General features: G+C 69.9%; 12 protein-coding genes. 8 read left to right on the top strand and 4 right to left on the bottom strand.

Translation table 11 applies throughout. The features are described 5' to 3' along the window. Positions 1–3 precede the first annotated feature (3 nt). From ACRSBM_RS10760 to ACRSBM_RS10725, 8 genes are all read left to right on the top strand, one after another. Positions 4–1,353, top strand: coding sequence for a glutamine synthetase family protein (locus ACRSBM_RS10760; protein WP_434442559.1), 1,350 nt, complete (start codon positions 4–6; stop codon positions 1,351–1,353). 10 nt (positions 1,354–1,363) lie between these two features. Further along, positions 1,364–3,850, top strand: a complete 2,487-nt coding sequence (locus ACRSBM_RS10755) for a DEAD/DEAH box helicase (protein WP_434442557.1) — start codon at positions 1,364–1,366, stop codon at positions 3,848–3,850. Positions 3,851–3,909: 59 nt separating this feature from the next. Then, the gene (locus tag ACRSBM_RS10750) at positions 3,910–6,834 is read left to right on the top strand and encodes a hypothetical protein (protein ID WP_434442555.1); all 2,925 of its coding nucleotides are present in this window, start codon (positions 3,910–3,912) and stop codon (positions 6,832–6,834) included. A 362-nt stretch (positions 6,835–7,196) separates the two neighbouring features. Next, complete coding sequence (locus ACRSBM_RS10745) at positions 7,197–7,523, top strand: hypothetical protein (RefSeq protein WP_434442553.1); 327 nt, start codon at positions 7,197–7,199, stop codon at positions 7,521–7,523. Between the two features lie 245 nt (positions 7,524–7,768). Continuing rightward, the gene (locus tag ACRSBM_RS10740; RefSeq protein WP_434442550.1) at positions 7,769–8,680 is read left to right on the top strand and encodes a LytR/AlgR family response regulator transcription factor; all 912 of its coding nucleotides are present in this window, start codon (positions 7,769–7,771) and stop codon (positions 8,678–8,680) included. Then, positions 8,677–9,078: a hypothetical protein gene (locus tag ACRSBM_RS10735; protein WP_434442548.1), complete on the top strand. Its 402-nt coding sequence runs from the start codon at positions 8,677–8,679 to the stop codon at positions 9,076–9,078. The genes ACRSBM_RS10740 and ACRSBM_RS10735 overlap by 4 nt, the downstream gene beginning before the upstream one ends. Further along, entirely contained in the window at positions 9,075–10,817 is a 1,743-nt protein-coding gene (locus ACRSBM_RS10730; RefSeq protein WP_434442546.1) for a cation acetate symporter, read from the top strand. Before ACRSBM_RS10735 ends, ACRSBM_RS10730 begins: the two co-directional genes overlap by 4 nt. Positions 10,818–10,847: 30 nt before the next feature. After that, positions 10,848–12,023, top strand: coding sequence for a sensor histidine kinase (locus ACRSBM_RS10725; RefSeq protein WP_434442544.1), 1,176 nt, complete (start codon positions 10,848–10,850; stop codon positions 12,021–12,023). Between the two features lie 469 nt (positions 12,024–12,492). Here ACRSBM_RS10725 and ACRSBM_RS10720 read toward each other — a convergent pair whose 3' ends face one another. The 4 genes from ACRSBM_RS10720 to ACRSBM_RS10705 all read right to left on the bottom strand — a co-directional run bounded on the left by ACRSBM_RS10720 (position 12,493) and on the right by ACRSBM_RS10705 (position 16,215). After that, positions 12,493–13,863, bottom strand: a complete 1,371-nt coding sequence (locus ACRSBM_RS10720) for an NAD(P)/FAD-dependent oxidoreductase (RefSeq protein ID WP_434442542.1) — start codon at positions 13,861–13,863, stop codon at positions 12,493–12,495. Then, positions 13,860–14,690: a 4Fe-4S domain-containing protein gene (locus ACRSBM_RS10715; RefSeq protein ID WP_434442541.1), complete on the bottom strand. Its 831-nt coding sequence runs from the start codon at positions 14,688–14,690 to the stop codon at positions 13,860–13,862. The genes ACRSBM_RS10720 and ACRSBM_RS10715 overlap by 4 nt, the downstream gene beginning before the upstream one ends. A 161-nt stretch (positions 14,691–14,851) precedes the next feature. Then, positions 14,852–15,562 carry a DUF4142 domain-containing protein gene (locus ACRSBM_RS10710; protein ID WP_434442539.1) on the bottom strand — a complete coding sequence of 237 codons (711 nt, stop codon included), beginning with the start codon at positions 15,560–15,562 and terminating at the stop codon, positions 14,852–14,854. 68 nt (positions 15,563–15,630) lie between these two features. Continuing rightward, positions 15,631–16,215 (bottom strand): hypothetical protein, encoded by a 585-nt coding sequence (locus ACRSBM_RS10705; protein WP_434442537.1) that lies wholly within the window; start codon positions 16,213–16,215, stop codon positions 15,631–15,633. Positions 16,216–16,221: the final 6 nt, after the last annotated feature.

The raw sequence follows: 16,221 nt of genomic DNA, 5'->3' as shown, positions 1-16,221 counted from the left end.
GACGTGGTCGGTGAACAGGTGACACGGGAACTCGCGGCAAGACTCGGCGAGGACGGGATCGACGTGGTGCGCGTCGTCTTCCCCGACCTGCTCGGCACCGACCGGGGCCGTGACGTCCTCGTGGAGCATCTACCTGCGGTTGTCCAGCGCGGACTGTCGTTCTGCCGGGCCGTCTACAGCACCACGCCCGGCGGCAAGACCACGGAGAACGGGGGTGTGCTCGACGCCGGGCTGCCCGACGTGATCGTGGTCCCCGACCTCGACACGCTGCTTCCGATCCCCTGGGAACCGGGCGTGGCGTGGTGCATCGGCGACGCCGTGAGCCCCGCCGACGAAAGACCTGTGGACGAATCACCCCGGCAGGTGCTGCGCAGAGCCCTGGAGATATTCGAGACCACCGGGCTGTCTCCGGTCATCGGGCCCGAGTTGGAATATTTTCTCTGCGAACCCGCCGAAGATCGCCCGAACGGGTGGCGGCCTTACTGCGACGAGCCGGGCAACGTCTACGCGACCGGACGCCGCGGCGATTCCGACGGTCATCTGTTGAGAACTCTTCGCACGCTCAGTTCGGCGGGCCTCCAAACGACCGGCGGCAACCACGAGTACGCCGGCGGGCAGTTCGAAATCAACCTCGTCCATTCGCCCGCCATGGACGCCGCCGATCGCGCGTTCCGCTTCAAGACGAGCGTGAAGGAACTGGCGCGGCGCGAAGGCCGGATGGCCACGTTCATGGCCAAGCCGTTCAACGACGGCGGCGGCAGCGGCTTCCACCTGCACCTGTCGTGCCACGAGCAGGACGGCCGCAACGCGTTCCAGGCGCCGGGCACGTCGAGCGGCCTGTCGGACGAGGCGCGCTGGGCCATCGGCGGCATCCTCAAGCACGCACCGGCGCTGGCCGCGCTGCTCAACCCGACGGTCAACTCCTACAAGCGGTTCGGCCCGGACTCGCTCGCGCCGTGGCTGATCGACTGGGGCCTCGACAACCGCAGCGCGATGCTCCGGGTGCCGGCCGAGCGCGGCGACACGACCCGGCTCGAACTGCGGCTCGGTGACGCGAGCGCGAACCCCTACCTCGGCATCGCCGGCCTCATCGCGGCCACCTACCTGGGCATTCGCGACCGGATCGAGCCGCCGCGGCCGTCCGCCGGGTACGGCTACGACCCGTCGAAGGCACCGACGCTGCCCGCCACGCTGCCCGACGCCCTCGCCCACCTGGAGGAGGACGCGGCGATGGTGGAGGTGCTGGGCAAGGACTTCGTGCGGTCCTATGTGGACTTCAAGTGGGAGGAGGTGGCCCGGTTCCAGCGGTTCGTGACCGACTGGGAGTTCACCGAATACGCGTACCACCTATAGTTCACCTGCGATGACTGCACTCACGGACCGGCTCACCTCGATCGCCGACGAAGACGAACTGTTCGACGCCTTCTCCCACTGGGCCGCCGACCGCGGTCTCGCGCTGTACCCCGCGCAGGAGGAAGCGGTCATCGAGCTCGTCTCGGGGGCCAACGTCATCCTCAGCACACCCACGGGGTCCGGCAAGAGCCTGGTGGCCATCGGGGCCCACCTCGTCGCGATGGCGGGCAACCAGCGCAGCTTCTACACCGCGCCGATCAAGGCGCTGGTCTCGGAGAAGTTCTTCGCGCTGTGCGAGGTGTTCGGGCCGGAGAACGTCGGCATGATGACCGGCGACGCCAGCGTCAACGACCAGGCGCCCATCATCTGCTGCACCGCGGAGATCCTCGCGAACATCGCCCTGCGCGACGGCCACACGGCCGACGTCGGCCAGGTCGTGATGGACGAGTTCCACTTCTACAGCGAGCCCGACCGCGGCTGGGCGTGGCAGGTGCCGATCGTCGAGCTGCCGCAGGCCCAGTTCCTGCTGATGTCGGCGACGCTGGGCGACGTCACGTTCTTCGAGAAGGACCTGACCCGGCGCACCGGCCGGCCCACGGCGGTGGTCCGCTCGGCGCAGCGCCCGGTGCCGTTGAACTTCCAATACGTCTCCACGCCGTTGCACGAGACGATCGAAGACCTGCTGCACGGCCGTGAGGCGCCGATCTACGTCGTGCACTTCACGCAGGCCGCCGCGCTGGAGCGTGCGCAGTCGCTGATGAGCGTGAACGTCTGCTCCAAGCCCGAGAAGGAAGCGATCGCCGGGTTGATCGGCAACTTCCGCTTCTCCGCCGGGTTCGGCAAGACGCTGTCGCGGCTGGTGCGGCACGGCATCGGCGTGCACCACGCCGGCATGCTGCCGAAGTACCGCCGCCTGGTCGAACAGCTCGCGCAGGCCGGTCTGCTCAAGGTCATCTGCGGCACGGACACCCTCGGCGTCGGCATCAACGTCCCGATCCGCACCGTCGTGTTCACCGCGCTGTCGAAGTACGACGGCACGCGCACGCGCATCCTCAAGGCCCGTGAGTTCCACCAGATCGCCGGCCGGGCGGGCCGCGCGGGCTACGACACCGTCGGCACGGTCGTCGTGCAGGCTCCGGAGCACGAGGTCGAGAACATCAAGGCGCTCGCCAAGGCGGGCGACGACCCGAAGAAGCGCCGCAAGGTCGTGCGCAAGAAGGCGCCGGACGGGTTCGTCTCCTGGAGCGAGTCGACGTTCGACCGGCTCGTCGGTGCCGAGCCCGAGCCGCTGACGTCGAGCTTCCAGGTCTCGCACGCCATGCTGCTCAACGTGATCGGCCGCCCGAGTGGTGGCGCGTTCCAGGCGATGCGGCACCTGCTCGAGGACAACCACGAGGACCGGCCGAAGCAGCTCAGGCACATCCGCCGCGCGCTCGCGATGTACCGGGCGCTGGTCGCGGCGGGCGTCGTCGAACGTAACGGCGACGACTTCCGGCTCACCGTCGACCTGCAGTTCAACTTCGCGCTGAACCAGCCGCTGTCGCCGTTCGCACTGGCCGCGATCGAGCTGCTCGACCGCGAGGCGCCGGGCTACGCGCTGGACGTGCTGTCCGTGATCGAGTCCATTCTGGACGACCCGAGGCAGATCCTGGGCGCGCAGGAGCACAAGGCGCGCGGCAAGGCGATCGGCGCGATGAAGGCCGAGGGCATCGAGTACGACCAGCGGATGGAGCTGCTCGACGAGGTCACGTACCCGAAGCCGCTCGTCGAGCTGCTCGACGCGGCGATGTTCACCTACCGCCGCGGCCACCCGTGGGTCGACGACTACAAGCTGTCCCCCAAGGCCGTCGTGCGCGACATGTACGAGCGTGCGATGACGTTCACGGAGTACGTGGCGTTCTACGGCCTGGCGCGCTCCGAGGGCCTGGTGCTGCGCTACCTCGCCGACGCCTACAAGGCGCTGTCGCAGACGGTGCCGGAGGAGGCGAAGACCGAGGAGCTGCAGGACCTGATCTCGTGGCTGGGCGAGCTGGTCCGCCAGGTCGACTCGTCGCTGATCGACGAGTGGGAGAAGCTCACGAACCCGGACGCCCCCGAGCAGGAGGTCCGCGTCGACCTGCCGCCCGCCGTCACCAGCAACGTCCGCGCGTTCCGCGTGCTGGTCCGCAACGCGCTGTTCCGCCGTGTCGAGCTGGCCGCCAAGCGCGACTGGTACTCGCTGGGCGAGCTCGACCACGAGTCGGGCTGGACGGCCAAGGAGTGGATGGACGCGCTGGAGCCGTACTTCGAGGAGCACCCGGCCATCGGCGCGGGCCCGAACGCGCGCGGCCCGGCGTTCCTGATCATCAACGTCGAGCGCGAGCGCTGGGTGTGCCGGCAGATCTTCGAGGACCCGGCGGGAGACAAGGACTGGGGCTTCAACGCCGAGGTCGACCTGGCCGCGTCGGACGAGCTGGGCGAAGCGGTGCTGACGATCACCGACGTCGGCCGGCTGTAGCGCCCTGACCGGCGAAGGCCGCCGGTCTCGGCAGCAGGTCCGGCGTTACGCTGCCGAAGGTGTCCGAACGGCAGTACGACGCGTTCCTGTCCTACAGCTACGCGGTCGACGGTCCGGCGCTCGCCCCGGCGGTGCAACGCGGGCTGAGCCTGCTCGCGAAGCCCTGGTACCGGCCCCGCGCGCTCAGCATCTTCCGTGACCAGACCGGTCTGGAGGCGAGTCCGGGGCTCGGTGCCGCGATCGAGGCCGCGCTGGCGCGGTCGCGGTTCTTCATCCTGATGGCGTCGCCGGAGAGCGCGCGGTCGGTCTGGGTCGGCCGCGAGGTCGAGCACTGGCGGCGGCACCGCGAGCAGGCGACGTTCCTGATCGTCCTCACCAGCGGCACGATCAACTGGGACGAGCGCGCGAACGACTTCGACTGGGAGCAGACCGACGCGTTGCCGCGGCAGCTGAGCGGCTGGTTCGAGGCCGAGCCGCTGTGGGTGAACCTCACCTGGGCGCGCAACGAGACCCAACTCTCCGTGCGGCACAGCCGGTTCCGCTCCGAGCTCGCCACGCTGGCGGCGCCGATCCACGGCCAGCCCAAGGAGGCGCTCGACAGCGAGGACGTCCGCCTGCACCGCAGCGCCGTGCGCGCCCGCCAGGGAGCCGTGACCGCGCTGGTGCTGCTGACCGTCATCGCGCTGGTGCTCGGTCTGACGGCGGCGCAGCAGCAGAGCGAGGCGGAGGACCAGCGGGACAGGTCGCTGTCCCGCGAGCTCGCGGCCCGCAGCGAGTCGATCGGCGACAACGACCCGGCGCTCGCCCGGTTGCTGGGACTCGCCGCGTGGAAGGTCAGCCCGACGCCGCAGGCACGTGCCGGGATGCTGCGCGCGGCCACCCTGCCGAGCCGCACCGTGCTGCGGGCCGGGCACACGGCGGCGGCCGTGACCTACAGCGAGACCGGGCCGTGGTCCGCGGTCGTGGCGGACGGCAAGGCGCACGTGCGCGGCACCGGGACGTTCCGCACGCTCGACGCGGACCACGTGCGCGCGGCCGTGTTCAACCGGGACGGGTCGGTGCTCGCGATCGCGACCGAGGACCGGATCCGGTTGTGGCGCACCGATCCCGGCGAGTGGATCGGCGGCCCGCTGGCGGTGGGCGGTGGCGGCCTGCGCGGCGGTGCGGGCAAGCCGGCGTTCCACCCGGACGACGGCCGGACGCTCGCGGTGAGCCTGCCCGGCAGCGTCGTCGTGCTGGTGGACACCGCGACCGGCGAACGGCTGCGCGGCTGGAGCATCGGCAGCGATCCCTACGACGACGAGGACCGTCCCGCCGCCACCGTCCTGTTCAGCCGCGACGCGCTGGTCACCGCGTCGACCGACGGCACGATCCGGTTCTGGGATCCGGCGACGGGAGCGGCGCTCGGCGCCCCGCTCGACGCCCACGTGGTGGACGACAGCGCCACCGTCAGCCCGGCACTGGCACTCACCCCGGACGGCGCCACGCTGATCTCCGCCGGCATCGAGGGGACGCTGCGGTTCTGGGACTTCGTGCGGCGGACACCGATCGGCGGGCCGGTGACCGGCCACACCCGCGAGGACCGGGTGCTGGTGGCACCGTCGGTGGCGGTGCACCCGGACTCGACGCTGGTCGCGACCGGCAGCCAGGACGGCACGGTCCGGTTGTGGCGCACCGGCACGCGGCAGCAGGTCGGCGCACCGCTGGCGGGCCACACCCGGCCGGTGACGTCGGTGGCGTTCAGCCAGGACGGCCGCACGCTGGCGAGCACCGCGGCGGACGGCACGGTGCGGCAGTGGGACGTCAGCGGTCACCACGAGATCACCAAACCGCTGTCGGGGTTCGCCGGACCGGTCTACGCGTTGGCGTTCGACGACGACGGCACGACCCTGCTGACCGGTGGCGACAACGGCGGTGCGCTGTACACGGAGAACGGCAACTATGCCTGTCAGAACACGGGTTTCGCGCTCTGCAGCAGCGACGGGAACAAGTGGATCGGCCCCAACATAAGTCAGCTGTTCCCCGACACGGAGGAGGAGAAGCGGTTACCGCCGATCAAGCTCGGCGCCACCGTCCGGTTCATCGACGTGGCGGAGCGCGAGCAGCGCGGCGAGCTGGACACCGGCGTGATCACCGCGGTCACCTCCCTCGCCATCGGCGTCGACCGCAGGATCGCGATGGCCGGCATCAGGCTCGACATCCGCGACGACGACGTCGGCGGCCTGCTGTGGTGGGACGGCGCGGGCAGCGGGAAGCTCGGCGAGCTGGCCGGCAGCAGCACGTTCCGCGCGGCGGCGTTCACCCCTGACGGCAGGACGCTCGTGACCGCGCAGCACGGGGCCCGTGACGAGGCGAACCTGCGCCGCTGGGACGCGACGACCCGCCTGCAGCTCGACAGCAGGACCGTCGAGGACGAGCTGTACGCGGTCGCCGTGCACCCGGACGGCCGGCTGATCGCCACCGGCGGGATCCGCGGCGTGCTGCGGTTGCAGGACGGCGCCGGCACGGTCGAGCTGACCGGGCACCTGGGCGCGATCGGCGCGGTCGCGTTCTCGCCGGACGGCACACTGGTCGCCAGCGCGGGAGAGGACGGCGTCGTGCGGCTCTGGGACGTGGCGACGCGCAGGCCGGCTGGTGAGGCGCTGCTCGGCCACACCGGGCCGGTGTACTCGCTGGCGTTCAGCCCGGACGGACGGCTCCTCGCGACCGGCAGCGGCGACACGTCGGTGCGGATCTGGGACGTCGCCACGCGCCGCCAGATCAGCCCGGGCTTCTGGGGTCACAACGGGCCGGTGCGGGCCGTGCGGTTCAGCCCGGACGGCCGGACGCTGGCCAGCGGCGGGGACGACAGCGCCGTGCGGTTGTGGGACGTCGGGTACTCGGTGGACGTCGAGAAGACGCTGTGCGAGCAGGCGGGCCGCGCGCTGAGCCCCGCCGAGTGGGCGCGGTACGTTCCGGACGCCCCCTATCGGCAGGTCTGCTAGACGAGCCGGAATTCCGCGGGAACCCGCACCGGCCGACGGCTCGGCACTACGGCAAAAGAGTGGATACAACGACCGAGAAGTGTCTCGGTCGGCGAACTCAATGCGTGTCGGGTGCGATCCAGGACACACCGGTTCGGCCCAGTACCGTCGCGCCACCTGGCCCAACGGAGCCCAGGACCGGCACCGTGCCGTTAACCCGCGTTAAACGCCGAAAAGCCTGTTAATTCCACAGACCGCCATAAGCGCGGGCCAGTTGAGACAAGAGCCGGTTGAGACGGAAATGCGCAAACGATTGACTGGATGGCGCCCTTGGGGCAACAGTATTGCGCTGGACCATAGCGGCCGGGATATGGTGTTGCCCAATGGGGGAAAGTCTGGCGCAGCCCGACTGGAGGATTGAAGTGGACCCGGCACTGGACGCCTTGCGCGACCGGCTGGCGGAGATCGTCGCGTCGCCACCGGACAACACCGACGAGCTCGTGGACACGTTGAGCGGTCTCGCCAAACTCTCGAACCAGTGGTCCGAGGCGATCCAGGCGCTCCGCGCGCCCACCCGCAGACTGATCGGCCCTGCCGCGGCCGCCTCCGTCAGCGTCGCCGCCCGCCGGGCGGAGGAGTCGTTCATCGAGCTGGAGATCACGCTCGGTGACGCGCTGGCGGCCCAGCCCCGCGCGATCCGGCAACCCTGACACCCGATCGGAGGGTTCCGGCACCTCATCCCCTGACGGATGATGCGCCCGATCGGGTTCGTCGACCGGGAGGGGTGCCTCGTGCCGCACACGCTGGGCAACCGGACCCCCGCGCAGAGTCACCCTCCGTGAGGGTGCATGATCGCGTATCCGACGCCCTCGGCTCATCAGGCGCGCGATGACCGGCCATGGTCCAATCGCCGCCGGGTGAGGATCGGCCGTACACAGTTTGGACTCGATCTCGAATGACCTCAGGTCTGCCCTGCCCCATCTGCGAGGGGCCGGATCGACGTGGCAGCCTCGAACGCTCCCTGAGGGTGCTCGCCGTCGACGACGAGGCACCCGCGCTGGAAGACCTCGTGTACCTGTTGCGCTCCGATCCACGCGTCGCTCACGTCGAGGCGGTCACCGACGCCACCAAGGCGCTGCGGGTCCTGCACCGCGCGATGGACGCCGGGCAGCCGTTGGACGCGGTGTTCCTCGACATCCGCATGCCGGGGCTGGACGGTCTCGACCTCGCCCGCGTGCTGTCGCGGTTCGCGCAGCCGCCGCCCGTGGTGTTCGTGACGGCGCACCAGCAGCCCGCGGTGGAGGCGTTCGAGCTCAAGGCCCTCGACTACCTGCTCAAGCCCGTGCGCCCGGAACGTCTCGCCGAGTCCGTGCACCGCATCGTGCACGAGGTCTGGGACTCCAAGACCCCCGCCGAGCCCGCCGCGCCGGCGCCCGCGCAGCCCGCGAACTCCACGCCGCCGGAGATGGGTGACGAGGTCGTCCCCGTCGAGCTCGGTGGCGTCACCCGTTTCATCCGCCTCGCGGACATCCGGTACGTCGAAGCGCACGGCGACTACGCCCGCCTGCACACCGCGACCGGCAGCGGCCTGGTGCGCGCGGCGTTGAACGGCCTGGAGGAACGGTGGCGCAGCGCGGGCTTCGTCCGCATCCACCGCAGCCATCTGGTGTCGCTCGGCCACATCGACGAACTGCGCCTGGAAGAGGGGCACCTGAGCGTCACGATCGGCGGCACGGTGCTGCCGGTCAGCCGCCGCCACGCCCGCCACCTGCGGCAACTGCTGGTGCGCCGCGCCCGGCCCACTCCCGTGACGGGCCAGCCCTCACCGGCCGGTGCCGCGCAACCGAGGAACGGGCTCGGGTCGTGACGACCCCACCACCCCAGCGGCCGGAGCCCAGACCGGCCCAGCGCGTGGTGGTGACGAGCCCGCGCACGCGGGCACCCCGTGCGCGGCGCCCGTACTCGGGCACGCGTGAGATCAACGAGCAGAGCGAGCTCGGCGCCGTCTACATGCGCACGCTGATCCGGGCGCAACGCCGGCTGGGCCTGTCGGTGTGCCTGGTGACGTGCGGGACGCTCGGACTGCTGCCGCTGCTGTTCGCGATCGAGCCGGATCTCGGGAAGTTCCGGGTCCTCGGCCTCGGCCTGCCGTGGTTCCTGCTGTGCGTGGCGACGTGCCCGATGCTGCTGCTGGCCGGCTGGTTCTACGTGCGGCAGGCCGAGCGCAGTGAGCGCGAGTTCGCGGAGCTGGTCGAACGTCCATGACGAGCGGATACGCCATCGTGGCGGTGCTGGTCGTCGCACTGGGCACGATCCTGGTCGGCACCTACGGACTGCGCGTCTCCCGCACCACGTCCGACTTCTACGTCGCCTCGCGCACGGTCTCCCCGTGGTGGAACGCGTCCGCGATCGGCGGCGAGTACCTCTCGGCGGCGTCGTTCGTCGGCATCGCCGGGCTGATCTTCGCCTACGGGCCGGACATGCTGTGGTTCCCGGTCGGCTACACCGCCGGTTACCTGGTGCTGCTCACGATGGTCGCCGCGCCGCTGCGGCGCTCGGGCGCCTACACGCTGCCGGACTTCGCCGAGGCCCGCTTCCGCTCCCGCGCCGTGCGGGGGGTCGCGTCGGTACTGGCGCTCGCGATCGGCTGGCTCTACCTGCTGCCGCAGCTGGAAGGCGCCGGCCTGACGCTGAACACGGTGACCGGCGCACCGGACTGGGTGGGCGCGCTGATCGTGACGGGGGTCGTGACCGCGAACGTGATGTCCGGCGGGATGCGGTCGATCACGTTCGTGCAGGCGTTCCAGTACTGGTTCAAGCTGACCGCGATCACCGTGCCGATCGCGTTCCTGTTCGTCGTCTGGCAGGTGCACGGGGCGGACTCGCTGACCAAGCCGGAGTACCCGACGTTCCGGCAGGACACCGAGGTCTCGTTCCAGCGCCAGACCACCGTCCACGCGGACAGGCCCATCACCCTGAGCGGCACCGGCGAGATCGACGGGGTGCCCGTCACGAACTCGGGCTTCGAGCTGACCGAGGGCTACCACCGCATCGGCCAGGGCTCGACGTTCACGTTCCCGGAGGACGCCCCGGTCCCCCATCTGTCCACAATGGCGCACAACACCAACGAGATGTGGTCGCTGCCGATGTCGAGCGGCGCGGACTTCCCGTTGTACGGGGCCTATTCGCTCATCATCGCGACGTTCCTGGGCACCATGGGCCTGCCGCACGTGATCGTGCGCTTCTACACCAACCCGAACGGCACGGCCGCGCGCCGCACCACGTTGATCGTGCTGGGCCTGCTGTCCTTCTTCTACCTGATGCCGCCGATCTACGGCGCGCTCGGCCGGCTCTACACACCGGAACTGCTGATGACCGGCCAGACCGACGCCGTGGTGCTCGTGCTGCCGACGCGGATGATCGACGGCGTCGGCGGCGAGCTGCTCGGCGCCCTGGTGGCGGGCGGCGCCTTCGCGGCGTTCCTCTCGACCTCGTCGGGCCTGGTCGTGTCGCTCGCGGGGGTGCTCTCGCAGGACGTGCTGCGGCTCGGCGGGGTGCGCGGCTTCCGGATCTCCACGGTGCTCGCGGGACTCGTGCCGCTGGCGATGACGTTCGTCTCCACCGGCATGCCCGTCGCGGACATGGTCGGCCTCGCGTTCGCCGTGGCCGCGTCCTCGTTGTGCCCGTTGCTGATGCTGGGCATCTGGTCCTCGCGCATCACCACGATCGGCGCGATCGCCGGCATGCTCGCGGGCGGCGTCCCGGCCCTGACGGCGGGCCTCGTCACGATGTTCACCGACACCGGCGACGCCTGGTACGAGGTCCTGCTCTCCCGCCCGGCGGCGTGGACCGTGCCGCTCGGCTTCGGGGTCATGTACGTCGTCTCCCTGCTGACCCAGCGTCACGTACCGCCAGGCGTGCAGCGCACGATGGTCAAGCTCCACGCACCCGAGAACCTCGGACTGGACGGCTCCGGCTCCAACTCGGGCGAGGAGCGAAGCTAGTGACGTGGCCCGAACGAAGGTGACCTGACCATGCAGGACTTCCTCACCGCCGCCGCGATCCTGTTCGTCGGCGGCGCAGCCGTGCTCGTCCTGTGGCGAGGCACCCGCAACAAGCAGTCGCTCTCGACCGAGGCCCAGCGCGTCACCTACGAGACCCTGCACACGGCCTGGTCCGCCGCCCCTCCCCTGCGAGCGGGCCTGGTCCCGGACGCGGCGAAGAAGTCAGCGCGCCACCTCCGCACCCTGCTGGACACCCCTGCCCTCGCCCTGACCGACGAGACAGAGGTCGTGGCCTGGGAAGGCGTCTCCGACCACCACGCCGCCGAGGCCATGGCCCAGGCCGAGGACGTCTTCATGACGGGCCGCACCCAGGCCTACGACATCGGCTGCTCCGAACCGAACTGCCCGATCAACTGCGCCGTCGTCGCCCCCCTGACCGTCGAGGGCAGAGTGGTCGGCACGCTGGCCGCCTACTCCCGAGAAGCCTCGGCAGGCCTGGTACGCGCCACCAACCAGGTGGCCCGCTGGGCGGCGGGCCAACTGGAACTGGCCGAACTGGACCGCTCACGCACCCGCCTGGTGGAAGCCGAGGTCCGCGCCCTGCGCGCCCAGATCTCGCCACACTTCATCTACAACTCCCTGTCCGCCATCGCCTCCTACGTCCGCACGAACCCGGAACGCGCCCGAACCCTGCTCCTCGACTTCGCGGACTTCACCCGCTACTCGTTCCGCCGCCACGGCGACTTCACCACGCTGGCCGAGGAACTCCGCTCGATCGACCAGTACCTGGCCCTGGAACGGGCCCGCTTCGGCGAACGCCTCAGGGTGACCCTCCAGGTAGCGCCAGAGGTCCTGCCGGTCACCGTGCCGTTCCTGTGCCTGCAACCGTTGGTGGAGAACGCCGTACGGCACGGCATGGAGGGCAAGGTAGAGCCCGGCCACATCCAGATCTACGCGAACGACGGCGGCGCCGAGGCCCACATCACGATCGAGGACGACGGCATCGGGATGGACCCGGAACGACTCCGCCGCACCCTCGCCGGACATGTGGACGAGTCCGCCGGAATCGGGCTGGGCAACATAGACGAACGGCTGCGGCGGGTCTACGGCGACGAGTACGGCCTGGTGGTCGAGACCGCGTGCGGCCTGGGCACGAAGATCACCGTCCGCGTGCCGAAGTACCAGGCAGGCATCAACGGCATGTGAGCCCCCGCGCGGTAAGCGCGAAGGCGAAGCCGCGCGACCCCGTCTACAAGGCCAATGACGGAGCCGAGGCGACCGCCCGTTCCGCCGATGTCCCAGCGGTGTCAACGCAACCAGCCGCGCGATTGGGGCGATGCATGGACCACGCCCGGCAAAGGCACCCAAGCCAGCCACCAACGCAAGGCGACATCACGCACGGCAGGCGACCCCTCCGCTGGAACGCGACCAGCCCACACGAGCCAGCCACCGATGCCCCGCACGCCAGCACAGAAAAGGCCGGTGTGGCGGCTCGGGAGCCCACCGAACCGCCACACCGTTGATGACGCACGAGAAGAAGGCCAACCCGCCGGCGCGGAGAACGAGCGCATCGCCGCGTGACGTAATCGGTCCGCCACCTGGCCACACGAGCGATGTCGGAGTTCGCCCGTCCCCGCTTGCCCTGTGCCGGCCGGCACAACCTCCTCTGACCTGGTTAGGGCCTCGCGCGTCCTCCGCCCACTCGCACCATCTCCGGCCTCGACCGCGAATGCCTCCGCCGCTGCAATGGCGGCGACATCGACGACGAGACGGACGGGGGAACGGATGATGCGCGGGCGGCGACCGGTTCGGGGGCCTGGATCTGGGTGGTGGGAAGCACTTCCGGGGCCTCGGCGGGCTCCGGTTGCGTCCACACCGGGGTGGTCGGGTCGACCGTGTTCTGCCGGAAGAGCTCCGGGGTCTCGGTGATGATCTTGCCTGGCGATTCCAGGCCCACGATGCCGACGAGCTTGCCGCCTGCGATGAAGCCGGTGAGTCCGTTCACGTCGGTGGTGTCGGTGCCCAGGACCGGCAGGCCGGCGCCCTGGACGCGCATGCCGTACTGCTCGGTCCAGAAGCGCGGGACCGGTGTGTAGGGCTTGGCGTGGTTGCGGCCGACCAGCAGGTTCTCGGCGGCGGCGCGGCCTCCTTCGACGGCGTTGAGCCAGTGCTCGACGCGGCGCACCACGCCGTTGAAGCGCATGTTGGGCCAGCGGGCGACGTCACCGCAGGCGACGATGTTCTCGGCGCCGACCACGTGGTTCGTGGTGTCGCACAGCACGCCGTCGGAGATGTCGAGGCCGGAGCCGCGCAGCCAGTCGACGGCCGGTGAGGCGCCGACGGCCAGCACGACGCAGGAGGCGAAGAAGACCTGGCCGTCCGACAGGTGGATCCCGATGCCGCCGGGCTGGCGCACCCAGTGCTTGATGCCGACACCGGTGGCCAGGCGCACGCCGTGCTCGACGTGCGCCTCGGTGATCTTCTTGCCGATGTCGTCACCGACGACGCCGCCCAGCAACGCGGGCGAGCGCACGATCAGGGCCACGTCCCGGCCCATGTGGCGGACCGAACAGGCGAGCTCGCAGCCGATGAACCCGCCGCCGATGACGGCGACGAGGCCCTGCGACTGGCGGATGTTCCTGCGGATCGCGACCGCGTCGTCCAGCGTCCGCAGCACGTGCACCCGCGGGTCGTGGCGCGGAGCCCCGCCCATCGCCCTGGCGTCCACGCCGGTGGCGATGATCAGGCCGTCGTACTTGATCTCCTCGCCGCCGGGCACCCAGACGGACTGCTTCTTCGGGTCCAGGTGCAAGGCCGGGGAGTTCAGCCGCCACTCGGCGTCGAGGTCCCCGGAGAACGACAACAGCGAGTCGTCCGGGGTCCATTCGCCGGTGATGATCTGCTTCGACAGGCACGGGCGGTGGTACGGGAGGTGCCGCTCGGCGGACAGGATCGTGATCTGCCCGTCGAACCCCATCTCCCGCAGCCGTTCCGCGGAACGGACTCCTCCGAGTCCGCCGCCGACGACCACGATCCGTTCGCTCACTTCACTCGCTCCCTGATCTCGATCGCGCGCATCGGGCACGCGCGGGCTGCCTGCCGAGCCTGAGCGAAGTGCTCCTCGGGCGGCCGGCGGTTGTAGGTCAGGCGGTTGTCCTCGATCAGCTGGAAGACGTCCGGGGCCTCCGCCTGGCAGGTGCCGTAGCGGTGGCATTTCTCGTTGTTGACGCTGACGTCCATCGCGTCGCCCTCGCCGACGCCCGGTTCCTGGCCGCGGTCGGCGTCGAGCATGCCGATGCGGACCAGCACGTCGGGCGGCAGGAACCGGGCCAGTGCCAGGGTCGCGGTGGGGACGAGCACGGTGAGGCCGGCCAGCCAGAGAACGGACAGGTTGCCGTTCGCGATGGCGCCGAACCAGGAGTGCACCACGGTGATCGCCACCGCGATGTACGCCGTTTGATGGAACCGCAACCACTTGCGGTAGAAGACTTTGTGCCTCATCGAGGCGAACACGGCGATCGCGAGCATGACCTCCAGGCCGAGGATGCCGAGCGCGTGCCGGAACAGGCCGCCGTCGACGAACGGCAGGATCAGGTTGATGATGCTCAGGGGGGCGCCCTGCAGCAGTGAGAAGGCGAACGCGTGGATGCAGCCGAACGCGATCGCCAGTGACGCGAGCACCATGTGCCCGTTCTTCAGTCCTTCACGGCCGGTGAGCTTCTCGGCCCACCCGGTCGCGATGAGCACACCCCAGGACAAGGTAGCGCACATCAGGACATAAGCCAGCCTGGCGGAGATCTGGGCCATCTTCTTCACGCCCGAGTCGAAGTCGGCCGACTGGGCCACCAGGAGCGGAATCTGGCTGGACAGCAACTCTTCCTCCGGAAAAGAACTTTCTCGCGGGAACCCGCCCGGTCCTGTCGTGCAGGAGTGGACACATCAGGGCCGGGCGGGTGGGAACAGGTCCGCGTTGGAGTGCCTCTGACCTTGGGACACCACCTCCGTTTCCCGTCGTTGCAACGGGGTCTTGCGAATCACCGCACCGGTCGTCGCGGGCGGAGTACTCGGAGCAGGAGGACCGTGAGGACGGCTCCCGCGGCGGTGACCGTGAGGATCACCCACATGTTCGGCCCCTCACCGGAGGCCAGCGAGGCGTTGATGATGCCGCCGGCGGGCTGGGGTTCCGCGAAGGACGAGTCGCCCGCGATCCCAGTGCTCTCCAGCAGCGTCATGTGCTTCATCACCACGTCGATACCGGCCTGCGCGAACGGGCGGATCGTGTCGTTGCGGGTCCCCGAGCGCACCTTCGCGATGAACATGAAGACCTGTCCGTGCGCGGCGCGGAGCCTGGCGACGAATGCCTGGTCGAACGCGTCTCCTTCGAGCGCGTTGATCTCCTCCATCCACGACTGCTGCGCCGGGCTCGGCACGTCGGGGATGGACACGCCCAGCTGCGCCGCGGCCTTCTTCGTCGCCGCGTCCAGCATCATGTGGTCGAGCATGATCATCTTGCCGATCTGCTTGACCCTGGCGTTGGCCGCCTTGGTGGCCGTGAGCTCACCCATCGGCATCTCCCACAGGCCCGCCTGGCGAACCTTCACCAGCAGTTCGCGGTCGTTCGCGGTCAACGGACCCGTCGGGGTGTCCTGTACTTCGCCGGTGTCCGCGGGCTGTGCCTGAACGGCGGGGGTGAGTCCGGCGAAGAGGAACAACATCGCCAAGACGGTGGCGAGGGCTCTGGTCATCGTCTTGATGTCCTCGTTGTCCAGTGGAAGTCGATAGGGGATGAATGAATTTCGCCGGAGCGGCCGGCTCAGTAACCGGGGGTGCCCGGAGGGGGCGCCTGGCGGTTGCCCGAACCGGAGGACGTGCTCGGCGTTGTGCTGCTTCTGCTGTTGTTCTGTGCTTTTCCGCCGGTGATCTTGGCGCCGTTCGGGGCGGTGACGAACCACACTCCACCCTTTCCCTGGCCTTTCATGTCACCCGCGGTCCGGTCCTCGGCGTAGGTGTACTGCGGCCACCCGGCGATGGTGAGCTGCTTGGTGCCGTCCGGCCTGGTCAGGACGCCCATGGAGATCGGATCGACCCCGGTCGCCATCGGCGCCTTGTCCGCGAGCACCGGCTTCCACGCCTTCGCGCACTCGCCCTCGCAGTTGGACTTGGACGGCTTCGGCACGTCCTTGTCGTAGCGGTAGAGCGGCAGCCCGTCGGCGTCGGTGACGAACCACCCCATCTGGTCGGTGTTCGCGATGAAGTACATGTTCGTATCGCCCAGATCAGCGGGTTCGGCCTGCAAGCCGCCCGTTGCGACCCCTCCGGGAGGGGTTTGGGTGCTACCGCACGCCGTGAGGCTGACAGCCAGTGCCGCGAGGGCGGTGATGGCCTGACCACGTCGCATCGGCAG

Origin of the sequence: Lentzea xerophila (assembly GCF_051094245.1) — a bacterium.
Lineage (GTDB): Bacteria > Actinomycetota > Actinomycetes > Mycobacteriales > Pseudonocardiaceae > Lentzea > Lentzea xerophila.
This window is presented reverse-complemented; position numbering and strand designations above follow the sequence as displayed.